Below are 12,489 nucleotides of genomic sequence, written 5' to 3' on the forward strand. Positions count from 1 at the left end.
ATAGCGACAAAGCCGGCCACCGTGCCTAAAAACAGCTTTTCATTTAATGGAATACTCATTATACCAGATCACGAGTTCCTGCTATAACAAACTTGCATCCCTTAGGGTAATCGAAGGTTCATGATGATTACACTGACCTACCGTATCGAGACGCCCGGCAGCATCGAGGCCATGGCTAACAAGATCGCGAGTGATCAGTCGACGGGAACCTTTGTCGCAGTTCCCGGCGAGACCGAAGAATTGAAAGCACGGGTCGCTGCCCGCGTCCTCGAAATCCGGCCGCTGCCGGATGCCGAGAGGCCAACCTGGCCGGAGGCCAAGCCCGGCACCCTACTCCACCGCGCCGACGTTGATATAGCCTTCCCGCTGGATGCAATCGGCACGGACCTCTCGGCATTGATGACGATTGCAATCGGCGGCGTCTTTTCCATCAAGGGAATGACAGGCATCCGGATCGTCGACATGAAGCTACCGGACCCGTTCAGAAGCGCCCATCCTGGCCCACAGTTCGGGGTCCAGGGAAGCCGCCGCCTGACCGGCGTCACGAACCGCCCCATCATAGGGACAATCGTCAAACCTGCGCTCGGCCTGCGTCCGGGGGAGACAGCAGCGCTTGTCGGGGAGTTGATCGGTTCCGGTGTAGATTTCATCAAAGACGACGAGAAACTCATGAGCCCGGCCTATTCACCGCTCAAGGAGCGCGTCGCCGCCATCATGCCGCTCATCCTTGACCACGAGCAGAGGACGGGCAAGAAGGTCATGTATGCGTTCGGCATTTCACATGCTGACCCGGATGAGATGATGCGCAACCACGACCTCGTTTTGGAAGCGGGTGGCAACTGCGCCGTCGTCAACATCAACTCGATCGGTTTCGGCGGCATGAGTTTCCTGCGCAAGCGCTCCGGCCTGGTGCTCCACGCTCACCGAAACGGCTGGGACGTTCTGACACGCGACCCCGGCGCCGGCATGGACTTCAAGGTTTACCAGCAGTTCTGGCGGCTGCTCGGCGTTGACCAGTTCCAGATCAACGGCATCCGTGTGAAATATTGGGAACCGGACGAAAGCTTTGTCGCTTCCTTCAAGGCTGTGAGCACTCCGCTCTTTGATGCTTCCGACTGCCCGTTGCCGGTCGCTGGTTCGGGCCAATGGGGCGGACAAGCGCCCGAGACGTACCGGCGGACCGGCCGGACCACCGATCTTCTCTATCTGTGTGGTGGCGGCATCGTCAGCCATCCAGATGGCCCCGCCGCGGGAGTTCGCGCCGTTCAGCAGGCATGGCAGGCCGCTGTTGCCGACATTCCGCTTGAGACCTATGCCAGGGAGCACCCCGAGCTGGCTGCGTCGATCAGGAAGTTCAGCGACGGCAAGGGCGCATGACGGCCATGGGCGATCTCCTCCTTAGCTTCTACGGCGACGACTTTACAGGCTCGACCGATGTGATGGAGGCTCTCGCCTCCAGCGGCATCTCCACCGTGCTCTTTCTTGGCATCCCCTCCTCCGAGATACTTGATCGATTTGGGGATTTCCGCGCCATGGGCATCGCTGGAACAAGCCGAAGCGAAACACCTTCCTGGATGCAACTTAACCTCGGGCAGGCATTCGAATGGCTGAAGTCCCGGGGAGCTGGAATTTGCCATTACAAGGTCTGTTCTACGTTTGATTCCAGTCCTGATGTCGGCAGCATTGGAAAGGCAATCGAGATCGGCTGCTCGACCTTTACGCAAGCCACTGTGCCGATTGTTGTCGGTGCGCCCCAGTTGAAGCGCTACACGGCGTTCGGAAATCTGTTTGCCGCATATCAGGGCGAAACATATAGGATCGATCGTCACCCGGTGATGAGCCGACACCCGGTTACGCCAATGGACGAAGCCGATCTGACGCGCCACCTCGCCAAACAGACGGACATCCCCGTTGTTCTCGCTGATCTTGCGACTGTTGCGGCTACTGACGCCGACAGCAGGATCGATCGCCTGATCGACCGCCCTCAATCGATCCTGATGATAGACGTCGACTCTGCCGAAAGCCAGTTGAGGGCTGGCCGGCAGCTGATACGATTGGCCAAGGTAGCAGGCCCTTTCGTTGTGGGATCCTCCGGCGTCGAGTATGCGCTTTTGGGCGCCTTGCGCGAGCGCAAGGTCGTTGGCGACGAGGCGACGTTTCCTGAACCCGGCGCCGTCGACCGGCTTGCCGTTGTCTCCGGGAGCGTCTCACCGACGACGGAACGGCAGATCCGTCACGCGGTTGCCAATGGGTTTGGCACAATTGCGCTTGATCCACTGTCGCTCGTCGATGACGACAGCGAACAGTCAATTGAGGCAGCAGTCGCCGCTGCGCTCGAGACGCTGAAGGCAGGCAGAAGCGTTATCTTGTATACAGCACTTGGCCCGGCAGCCGACCGCGGAGCCGACATCGACAGGGTTGCTGGCGCGCGCCATAAGCTTGGCGCTGCGCTCGGCACGATCTTGCGTCGGCTCGTTGCAGCAGAAGGACTGACACGAGCCGTTATTGCGGGTGGAGACACGTCAAGCCACGCCCTGAAACAGTTGCGTGTGGAGGCGTTGACCACCCTCCTCCCGCTCTTGCAGACGCCCGGCTCTCCACTCTGCCTGGCGCATGGCAATTACGAGCCGACCAATGGTCTGCAGATCGCACTGAAGGGCGGCCAGATCGGCTCTGACGACTATTTTTCACAGATCCGGGATGGAAGGCGGGCCTGAGAGATCTGAAGAGAGTGAGCAGGTTCGTCGACCGAGCCGAAATGGCCTCGATCTGGAGGTCTCGCGAGCCAAGAAAACGGTGATATGGTGATTGACTCATCATACCAGTTGTGGTCTATCTGCTTTAACGAGAAGGTGAGGAAACATGACAAGTATTGCCCTATTTGGCGCTGGCGGGAAAATGGGATACCGGCTTGCGAAGAACCTCAAGGGTTCCCGCTTCGAGGTTCGCCATATCGAGGTCAGTGAGACAGGCAAAGCGCGTCTGAAAAACGAACTGGGTCTCGATTGCTTATCTGCCGACGCCGGGCTCGAAGGTGCGGACGTGGTGATCCTGGCGGTCCCCGACACTGCGATTGGCAAGGTAGCGAACGGTATTGTAGAAAAGCTGAAGCCGGGCACCATGGTGATCGCGCTTGACGCGGCTGCACCCTTCGCCGGCCATCTGCCCGAGCGTGACGATCTCACCTACTTCGTCACCCATCCCTGCCATCCGCCGATCTTCAACGACGAGACGGAGATGCAGGCCAAGAAGGACCACTTCGGCGGTCTATTCGCCAAGCAACACATCGTTTCAGCATTGATGCAGGGTCCTGACAGCGCCTACGCGCTTGGTGAAGAAATCGCCAAAGTCATCTGGGCTCCAGTCATGCGCTCGCACCGGGTCACCGTCGACCAGTTGGCGATGCTGGAACCAGGCCTATCCGAAACGGTGTGTGCATCGCTTCTGGTTATCATGCGTCAGGCCATGGACGAGTGCGTGGCGCGCGGCGTGCCCGAAGAGGCAGCCCGCGACTTTCTCCTTGGCCACATGAACGTTCTCGGCGCCGTGATCTTCAAGGAGGTCGACGGTGTCTTCTCGGATGCCTGCAACAAGGCAATTGAGTTCGGAATCCCCGCGCTGATGCGCGATGACTGGAAGAAGGTCTTCGAGCCACAGGAGATCGCCGAAAGCATCCGGCGTATCACGTAAACCGGATTGGGGAGGAAAAAGCGCCTCCCCGTCACCCGCCCCATGGGAGAAGGGGCACTATCAACACTCGGGAGGAATGAATGACATTTACACGCAGACTGACACTTGCAGCCTTCGCCGGTGCCTTGGCACTCGGAACAGCGATGCCTGCCTTTCCGGCCGATCTCATCGCCATCATCACGCCGGCGCATGACAATCCGTTCTTCAAGGCTGAGGCCGTCGGCGCCGAAGCAAAGGCCAAGGAACTCGGTTACGAAGCCCTCGTCATGACCCATGACGACGATGCCAACAAGCAGTCGGAGATGATCGATACGGCAATCGGACGCGGCGCCAAGGCGATTATTCTGGATAATGCCGGTGCGGACGCTTCCGTCGCCGCCGTCAAGAAAGCCAAGGATGCTGGCATCCCCTCCTTCCTGATCGACCGCGAAATCAACGCGACGGGCGTTGCTGTGGCGCAGATCGTCTCCAACAACTATCAGGGAGCACAGCTCGGTGCCCAAGAGTTCGTCAAGCTCATGGGCGAAAAGGGCAACTACGTCGAGCTGGTCGGAAAGGAATCCGATACAAACGCCGGGATTCGCTCTCAGGGCTATCATGACGTGATTGATGACTATCCGGATCTGAAGTCAGTCGCCAAGCAATCCGCGAACTGGAGCCAGACCGAAGCCTATTCGAAGATGGAAACGATCCTTCAGGCCAATCCGGATATCAAGGGTGTGATCTCTGGCAACGACACGATGGCCATGGGCGCAATCGCAGCGCTACAGGCTGCGGGTCGCAAGGATGTCATCGTGGTCGGCTTTGACGGCTCCAATGACGTGCGCGACTCCATCAAGTCAGGCGGCATCAAGGCAACAGTCCTCCAGCCGGCCTATGCCCAGGCACAGCTGGCCGTCGAACAGGCTGACGCCTACATCAAGAACAAGACCGTGCCGAAGGAAGAGAAGCAGTTGATGGACTGCATCCTCGTGAACGCTGACAACGCCGGCAGTCTCGAAACCTTTGCACTGACGAACTGACATCACACCTTTATCATGCAGAGGGCGCCCTACCGCGCCCTCTTTTGTTCATTCGTATGTCGCCGAGGTTCGCTGCATGTTGAGAATGACGAGCACTTTGCTCGCTGCTTTTATTGTTGTGGCGCTGCCGGGCTGTAAGTTCGTCAAGACGCCAACCGCCGAAGAAAAGGCCGCGGCCGCGGCCAAGAACGCCTTTGATCCGACCGCCAAGGTCGATGCGATCTGGCAGCCACAGGTGGTTCCCTACTTCGAGAAGCGCGCAGGTGACCTGAAGGACGTCGTTCAGCTTGCCGGCTCCAGTCCGGATCAAGCCGGAGCAAAATACGGCAATCCCCGTAAGCAGAGCAGTTCGCCGTGGACCTACGCGGCCAAATTTACCGGAAAAGTGATAGCCGCCGATACCGCATCACGTGCCGGAACGCTTGATGTCGATACCGACGGCGATGGCAAGGCTGACGCCAAGGTTCAAATCGGTCCGGCGCTTCGCGGCACCGCTCTGCGCGACACACTCGACTTCGTCAATTTCAACGAATTCAAGAACCAGATCGAATGGGCCCAGTTCGGCAAGGCATTCAACGAGAAGGCCAATACCGTCTTCCTCGCCTCTGTCCCGCGCGATGGCCTGATCGGCAAGCCCGTGACGGTGATTGGTGCCTTTCCGCTCCCGAGCGGCGGCCAGCTCCCGCTCGTTACCCCCTCTGAGCTGAAGGTGGGATCATGAGTGGCACGCCCCTCAGCGATGACATCATCCTGCGTCTCGACGACGTATCGAAAGTCTATTCAGGCATCGTAGCGGTCAAGCGCGCAAATCTCGAACTGCGGCGCGGCGCAGTCAACGTCCTTGTCGGCGAAAACGGAGCCGGCAAATCGACCCTCATGAAGATCATCGCCGGGGTCGAACGGCCAACGCTCGGCAGCATTATCCTCGACGGCGAACACGTTTCCTTCGACAGCCCTGCCGACGCACAAAAGCACGGCATCGGCATGATCTTCCAGGAGCTCAACCTCTTCTCCAATATGTCCGTGGCCGAGAACATCTTTGCGACACGTGAGATTACCCGTCGTCTGAGAGGTATCGACCACATGGCACAGATCGAAAAGGCCAACGCGTTCCTGAAACGGCTGGATGCCGGCATCGACGCGGAAGCGTTGGTGGAGGACCTGCCGATTGGCCAGCAGCAGCTCGTCGAGATCGCCAAGGCGATGTCCCTTGATGCGCGGATCCTCATCATGGATGAACCGACGTCGGCACTTTCAGCTGCGGAGGTCGAAATCCTCTTCAAGGTGATTGCGGAGCTGAAGGCACAGGGTGTCGCCATCGTCTATATTTCGCATCGACTGGAAGAATTGATGCGCATCGGCGACTACATCACGGTGCTGCGTGATGGCCAAATCACCGGCCAGGCTGTCGTCCGCGACATCGACACAGGATGGATCGTGCGCTCGATGATCGGGTCCGATGCCAAGGACTTCGCCAAGTCCGTCGATCACGCGATCGGCGGGGAGATGTTTCGTGCGGAGGAAATCAGTCTTCCTCGACCGACGGGCGGCCTTGCCGTCGATCGTGTCTCGCTCTCTGTCAAGGCGGGCGAGATCCTCGGGATCTATGGCCTGATGGGAGCGGGTCGTAGCGAATTCTTCGAATGCGTAATGGGCCGCCACATGCATTCCACCGGCAAGATCTACATCAATGGCGAAGAGGTGCGCGCGCGAGACGTAACCCGCCGTATCCGCAAGGGGCTGGCGTTGATCCCAGAGGATCGGCAGCGGGAAGGCCTGGTGCAAGTCCTTTCAATCGCCAGCAATCTGTCACTGGCAAGCCTCAACCGCTTCGCCCGGTTCTTCCATATCAATTCGACAATGGAAAAAGCCGCCATTCGCGACGCCATCAAGGATCTCTCGATCAAGGCCCCCAATCCCGACTTCGAGGTAACGTCGATGTCGGGAGGCAATCAACAGAAAGTGGTGATTGGCAAGGCCCTGATGACCGAGCCGAAGGTACTGTTGATGGATGAGCCCAGTCGCGGCATCGACGTCGGCGCAAAGGCGGACGTCTTCCGCACCATGCGCCGACTCGCGGCAAACGGGCTAGCCATTCTGTTTTCGACTTCGGACCTCGAAGAGGTCATGGCGCTTTCAGATCGCATAGCGGTTTTGAGCAACGGCCAGCTGGTGGCCGTTTTCAATCGAATCGAGGCGACGGAAGACGCCATCATCGCGGCTTCGGCCAAGGGACACGGACATCAAGGGAAACTCGCGTCATGACGGCGGCTACTCCATCCACTACTTCGCCGACGAGCGCGAACGGCTCTGTCCTCCTGACGCTGATGAAGCTCAGGACGTTCATCGCGCTGTTCGCGGTGATCATATTCTTCGCGATCTTCGCTCCGAACTTCACCTCGACGGCGAATATGATCCTCATGTCAAAGCATGTCGCACTCAATGCCTTTCTTGCGATGGGAATGACATTCGTGATCATCACCGGCGGCATCGATCTGTCAGTGGGATCGATCGTCGGACTCTGCGGCATGGTTGCAGGTGGCTTGATCCTTTACGGCATCGAGTTGCCGATCGGTTATACCATCTACTTCAACCTGTTCGAGATCGTGCTCATCACGCTGTCGATCGGGCTATTGATTGGACTGATTAACGGCCTTCTGATCACAAAGCTGAATGTTGCTCCCTTCATAGCGACCCTCGGTACGCTCTATATTGCACGCGGCCTGGCCCTGCTTTCCTCCGATGGCCAGACCTTTCCGAACCTCGTGGGGCGCCCCGAATATGCAACGACCGGATTCGACTTCTTCGGTGCGGGTCGCATCGTCGGACTGCCGGTTTCGATCTGGATCCTGATCGCCTTGGCGCTGGTGGCAGCCTATGTCGCGCGTTCGACGCCGATCGGTCGGCATATCTTTGCTGTTGGTGGCAATGAACGTGCGGCACGCATGTCTGGCATCCGTGTCGATATCGTGAAGATCTTCGTCTACATGTTTTCCGGCCTCTGCGCGGCGATCGTCGGCGTTATCATCTCGTCGGAACTGATGGCCGCCCACCCGGCCACCGGCGAGAGCTTCGAGCTCAATGCGATTGCCGCAGCCGTCCTCGGCGGCACCTCAATGTCAGGTGGCCGCGGGACGATTGGCGGCACGATCATCGGGGCCTTCGTAATCGGCATTCTTTCCGACGGCCTGGTGATGATGGGTGTGTCGTCATTCTGGCAGATGGTCATCAAGGGTCTTGTGATTATCATCGCTGTGGTTGTTGACCAGGCGCAGCGGCGTTTGCAGCAACGGGTTACTCTTATGCAGATGGCAAAGGCAGGTTGAAATGACGAACTTCAAAGGCGCACTGATCGGTTGCGGGTTCTTCGCGGTCAACCAGATGCACGCCTGGAACGATGTCGAGGGAGCAGAGATTGTCGCAATTTGCGATCGGGATCCCGAGCGCCTCGACATTGTTGGCGAGCAGTTCGGTATCGAACGCCGGTATGCAGATGCGGAGGCGCTTTTTTCTGATGGCGGTTTCGATTTCGTCGACATCGCAACAACCGTGCAGGGTCATCGTCCGCTGGTCGAACTTTCCGCCCGTCACAGGGTTGCAGCCATTTGCCAGAAACCATTCGCCAAGACCCTTTCCGATGCGAAGGCAATGGTAAAAGCTTGTCGCGATGCAGGCGTGCCACTGATGGTCCACGAGAATTTCCGCTGGCAGACCCCGATCCAGGCGGTTCGCAAGGCGTTAGACGACAACGCGATCGGGACACCGTTCTGGGGACGCTTCTCGTTTCGTTCGGGCTATGATGTGTTTTCCGGCCAACCCTATCTCGCCGAGCAGGATCGTTTCATTATCGAGGACCTTGGTATCCATACGCTCGACATTGCACGCTACATTCTTGGGGATGTGCGAACAATCACCGCCAGGACAAGACGCGTCAACCCAAAGATCAAAGGCGAAGATGTCGCCACCATGCTGCTCGATCACGAAGATGGCGCAACGTCGATCGTCGACGTCAGCTATGCGACGAAGTTATCGAGCGAGCCCTTTCCCGAGACATTGATCGAACTCGACGGGACCGGCGGAAGCCTCCGGCTCCGCCAGGGTTACCAGCTTGAAGTGACCAACGCTCTGGGCTCGCGTAACGTTGACGTCTCGCCGCAGCTGTTGTCCTGGGCCTCGCGACCCTGGCACAATATTCAGGAGAGCGTCTATGCAATACAGCAGCATTGGGTTGCCCAGCTGCGACGCGGCGCAGAACATTCGACGTCGGGAAGCGACAACCTGAAGACATTCGCTCTCGTCGAGGCCGCTTACGACAGCGCCGCCAGGCACCAGGCGGTCGATATCGGGGTAATGCTGCGATGACGACCGATGTGTTCAAGCTCTACGGCACGTCAGAGGTCGAAGCTGAACCAAACCTCTTGCGTGCCGGAAAGCTTGAGGTTGATCTCGCCAACGGCAATCTGCGTAATATCCGCTATGACGGCGTCGAGGTTCTCCGGGCGATATCCTATATCGTCCGCGACCGTGATTGGGGCACCTACTCTCCGCATATTTCCGACCTGACCATCGATGAAGATGGCAGTCGCTTCGACATTTTCTATCGCGCGGAGGTTGCGGGCCCCGCTGGGACTGATCTCGTCATCGACGTCAGGATTGCCGGCACGTCCAGCGGCGTCGACTTTAACGCCGTCGCGACGTCACGGAATGGCTTCGAAACGAACCGCTGTGGCTTCTGCATCCTGCATCCGATCGTCGGGGTCGCGGGTGCATCTGCCGTTGTGGAACATGTCGACGGAACGGTGGTGTCAACGCAGTTTCCTGATCTCATCGATCCCTGGCAGCCATTCAAGGAGATGCGCGCCATCACCCACACTGCAATGCAAGGGGTGACAGCAGAATGCCGGATGGAAGGAGACACCTTCGAGATGGAGGACCAGCGCAATTGGTCGGACGCATCCTACAAGACCTATGTGCGCCCATTGGCTCTCCCCTGGCCCTACCAAATTGCATCAGGTGAAATCGTCTGCCAAAAGATCTCGCTGATCATGAACGATCGGCGCACCGTGCTGCCAGGTGTGGCTCGCCGAGGGAGCAATGCGATCAAGCTCGAACCGGGAGCCCGGTCCGGCACGATGCCCAGGATTGGGCTGATCATTACGCCGGAAGAGGCCGAGGCAACACTGCGATCGAAGGCGATCCTTGCCGAAATTGGACCTCAGGACCTGGTTTTTCATTTCGATCCGGAGGTGGGACATGATGAGCCTGCCCTTCGCAACTTCGCCAAGATAGCTAACGCCCATCCGGGCCGATCAACACTTGAGATTGCACTTGCCTGCCAGCGATCTCCATCGACAGAGACAGCAGAAATCGCTCGGCAAATCGATGCTTCCGGGTTTGCACCTGATGCAATCATGATCTCTCCCTCAGTCGATCGTCAATCAACTCCGCCAGGAAGCAAGTGGCCGGAATGCCCTCCCCTGGAGGAGGTCTATGCTGCTGCCCATGCCGCTTTTCCAGGCATTCAGATCGGCGGCGGCATGTTGAGCTACTTCACCGAACTCAACCGGAAGCGTGTTCCTGCCTCGCAGCTTTGCTTCATCAGCCACTGCACCAACCCGATCGTGCACGCGGCGGATGATCTGAGCGTCATACAAACGCTGGAAGCGCTGCCGTTCATCACCCGCTCCGTACGCGCCATATACGGCGACTTGCCCTACCGGATTGGCCCATCGACAATCCCGATGAGGCAGAACCCCTATGGCAGCCGCACGATGGAAAACCCGTCCGGCCGCCGGATCGCAATGGCGAACCGCGACCCACGCCACAATGGACAATTCGCCGAAGCCTTTGCCTTCGGATATGCAGCTCGGATCCTGGACGCCAATCTTGACAGCCTTGCGCTTTCTGCTTTGACCGGGAACTTCGGCCTCATTGCCGAACAAGGTGAGCCGGCTGCAGAGGGCACCCTGAGGCCGTTGGCTAATACCGTAAAGCTTCTGTCGGGCCTGGCGGGCTCCATCTGGCGCGAATGCCATTCTCCTGTTTCAAAGATTCTTGCCTTCGTCGCACAAACGACCGAGGGCCCGGTGCTCTTCGTCGTCAACCTTGCAAGAGAGGCGAGCGTCGTCGATCTCTCCTCATTCGAGTTAGCGCGTGACAACCCGGAGTCTGTATTTTCCATCTCTCCGTTTGCCATCGCAAGTCACGCCTTGGCGTAATTGACAGCGGCAGTCGCGAAGCTCGCCTTCTTGTTATCCAATCGGAGGGCAAGGTCGGCAAATTAGCACCGGACACACAGTGCTTTCCGATGTCGTCAGGCCGCCACTGCATCCCGCGCGCGCCCCAGAAGCAGGTTATCTCGTCATACCAGTTGACATGTTAATGTGCTTCTGTAAAAAGAGGACGAGCAAGCTTACTAGAGGAGGACGTAATGCTGAGCCTTTCTGCAAATCTTAAATCTGTGAGCCTCGTTGCACTGGTGCTCGCCGGACTGTCCGCGACACAAGCGCTCGCCGACGACATCACGCTCTGGACGCTCAACTTCGACAACAACGCCGCCAACGTTGCGCTGAAAAAGGTCGCAGCGGATTTCGAGGCCGCCAACCCAGGCACTCATATCGAAATCGTCCAGCGTGCAGTCGATGAACATAAGACAGCCCTCCGTGTAGCTGCGGGCTCCGACAAGGGGCCTGACATCTATTTCAGCTGGGCTGGACTTGGACTTGGCGGTGAGTACGTGAAGGCCGGCCTGTCCCTCCCACTCGATAAATACTACACCGAGTACAAATGGAACGACGAGCTTCTTCCCTCGGCGGCGGCTTTCGCGGACCTCTATCCAGGCGGCAAGCATGGCACGCCTTTCACCTTCAAGGGTGAAGCCGTCTACTACAACAAGAAGCTGTTCGAGCAGGCAGGCATCAAGGACGAGCCGAAGACCTATGATGAACTTCTCGCTGCAGCTGAAAAGCTTAAAGCTGCAGGCATTCCGGCATTCACCTTCGGCGGCACCGTCAACTGGCACGTCATGCGCCTAATGGACGTGATCCTCGAAACCAAATGCGGTGCTGACAAGCATGATGCATTGAAGTCCATGAAGGTCGACTGGACAAAAGAGCCTTGCGCGACCGATGCGTTCACCGAATTCGCGAAATGGGCAAAGGACTATACGCTGCAGCCGTTCATGGGCATCGACAACAAGCAGTCGTTCAGCCTCTTCACGGCTGGACGCGCGGCCATGATGCTGGAAGGTGATTGGCTGGTGGGCCAGCTCGACACCACAGGCGCCAAGCTCGATGACTACGGGATCTTCCCCTTCCCGACAAATACGGACCGTCTGTACGGCTTTGCCGAGTACAATTATGTCAGTACAAAGAGCAAAAATCCTGACATGGCGGCGAAGTTCCTCGATTACTTCCTGTCAACGAAGGTGCAGCAGGACTTGCTCGGCCAGGTCAGCTCGATTTCCGTCAACAAGGATGTTCAATACAACAACCTGAAGCCCCTCCAGGCCGAATGGCTGGATATCTTCAAGAAGTACGGCAAGATCTACATGAACGGGGATCAAGCCTTTCCGCTTGATGTGACGACGGAATATTTCCGCGTCGTCAACGACGTCGCCGCCGGCAGCATCGAGCCCGCCGACGCGGCAAAGCAGTTGCAGACCTTCATCGCAAGCAGAACCTAACTCCTCCCAGGACGCGGCCGATCGACATTGAAGTCGGTCGGCCGTCGAACTCACCGATCAGGCTGGCCGTGTCCATCACGCGCCTGGAGGACG

Annotated in this window: 10 protein-coding genes; all 10 read left to right on the plus strand. The window is 58.2% G+C overall.

Translation table 11 applies throughout. From position 1 onward, the window contains the following. Window positions 1-120: 120 nt before the first annotated feature. The 10 genes from oiaX (at window position 121) to RGCCGE502_RS29345 (ending at window position 12,396) form a co-directional block, all read left to right on the plus strand. A complete protein-coding gene (gene oiaX, locus RGCCGE502_RS29300; RefSeq protein ID WP_019280365.1) occupies window positions 121-1,377 on the plus strand; it encodes a 3-oxo-isoapionate-4-phosphate decarboxylase OiaX in 1,257 nt (418 codons plus the stop codon). After that, window positions 1,374-2,717: a four-carbon acid sugar kinase family protein gene (locus RGCCGE502_RS29305; RefSeq protein WP_019280366.1), complete on the plus strand. Its 1,344-nt coding sequence runs from the start codon at window positions 1,374-1,376 to the stop codon at window positions 2,715-2,717. Before oiaX ends, RGCCGE502_RS29305 begins: the two co-directional genes overlap by 4 nt. Before the next feature lie 145 nt (window positions 2,718-2,862). Next, on the plus strand, window positions 2,863-3,690 hold the full coding sequence (locus RGCCGE502_RS29310) for a phosphogluconate dehydrogenase C-terminal domain-containing protein (RefSeq protein WP_016557851.1): 828 nt from the start codon (window positions 2,863-2,865) through the stop codon (window positions 3,688-3,690). Between the two features lie 80 nt (window positions 3,691-3,770). Next, on the plus strand, window positions 3,771-4,712 hold the full coding sequence (locus tag RGCCGE502_RS29315; RefSeq protein WP_016557852.1) for a D-ribose ABC transporter substrate-binding protein: 942 nt from the start codon (window positions 3,771-3,773) through the stop codon (window positions 4,710-4,712). A 76-nt stretch (window positions 4,713-4,788) separates the two neighbouring features. After that, on the plus strand, window positions 4,789-5,433 hold the full coding sequence (locus RGCCGE502_RS29320) for a DUF2291 family protein (RefSeq protein ID WP_019280368.1): 645 nt from the start codon (window positions 4,789-4,791) through the stop codon (window positions 5,431-5,433). Further along, window positions 5,430-6,977: a sugar ABC transporter ATP-binding protein gene (locus tag RGCCGE502_RS29325; RefSeq protein WP_016557854.1), complete on the plus strand. Its 1,548-nt coding sequence runs from the start codon at window positions 5,430-5,432 to the stop codon at window positions 6,975-6,977. The genes RGCCGE502_RS29320 and RGCCGE502_RS29325 overlap by 4 nt, the downstream gene beginning before the upstream one ends. Then, window positions 6,974-8,038: an ABC transporter permease gene (locus RGCCGE502_RS29330; protein ID WP_016557855.1), complete on the plus strand. Its 1,065-nt coding sequence runs from the start codon at window positions 6,974-6,976 to the stop codon at window positions 8,036-8,038. The genes RGCCGE502_RS29325 and RGCCGE502_RS29330 overlap by 4 nt, the downstream gene beginning before the upstream one ends. Window position 8,039: 1 nt before the next feature. Further along, window positions 8,040-9,074, plus strand: coding sequence for a Gfo/Idh/MocA family protein (locus RGCCGE502_RS29335; RefSeq protein WP_016557856.1), 1,035 nt, complete (start codon window positions 8,040-8,042; stop codon window positions 9,072-9,074). Beyond that, window positions 9,071-10,930 (plus strand): D-apionate lactonase, encoded by a 1,860-nt coding sequence (apnL, locus tag RGCCGE502_RS29340; protein ID WP_016557857.1) that lies wholly within the window; start codon window positions 9,071-9,073, stop codon window positions 10,928-10,930. The genes RGCCGE502_RS29335 and apnL overlap by 4 nt, the downstream gene beginning before the upstream one ends. A 212-nt stretch (window positions 10,931-11,142) precedes the next feature. Beyond that, on the plus strand, window positions 11,143-12,396 hold the full coding sequence (locus RGCCGE502_RS29345) for an extracellular solute-binding protein (protein WP_016557858.1): 1,254 nt from the start codon (window positions 11,143-11,145) through the stop codon (window positions 12,394-12,396). The last annotated feature ends 93 nt before the right edge of the window (window positions 12,397-12,489 follow it).

This window comes from Rhizobium grahamii CCGE 502, assembly GCF_000298315.2.
GTDB lineage: Bacteria > Pseudomonadota > Alphaproteobacteria > Rhizobiales > Rhizobiaceae > Rhizobium > Rhizobium grahamii.